The sequence below is a fragment of the Rhodobacter flavimaris genome (genome assembly GCF_021378075.1).
In the GTDB taxonomy this organism is placed as follows: domain Bacteria; phylum Pseudomonadota; class Alphaproteobacteria; order Rhodobacterales; family Rhodobacteraceae; genus Rhodobacter; species Rhodobacter flavimaris.
In genome coordinates this window covers 1-279 of sequence record NZ_JAJUOS010000084.1, presented here as the reverse complement: position 1 = coordinate 279, position 279 = coordinate 1, and the positions used below count along the sequence as shown (strand labels likewise).

General features: G+C 66.7%; 1 protein-coding gene. It reads left to right on the top strand.

Features of this window, described 5'->3' with window-relative positions; all coding sequences use genetic code 11:
• Positions 1-52: 52 nt before the first annotated feature.
• Positions 53-279 (top strand): tRNA-guanine transglycosylase (locus LZA78_RS17720; protein WP_233678190.1); only part of this gene is annotated, 227 nt, incomplete at its 3' end.

Here is a 279-nt window from a genome sequence, read left to right as displayed (position 1 = left end):
ATAGGGCGGCAGGATCGCTATGCACCTCCGGTTGCAGTCACAGGCCCTGAAGATGTCCGACCGTTTTTCCTTCACGCTGAACGCCACCGATGGCCAAGCACGTACCGGCGTGATCCACACCCCGCGGGGCGAGATCCGCACCCCGGCCTTCATGCCGGTCGGCACCGCCGCCACGGTCAAGGCGATGCTGCCGGAATCGGTGCGCGAGACCGGCGCCGACATTCTGCTGGGCAATACCTATCACCTGATGCTGCGCCCGGGCGCCGAGCGGATCGACCG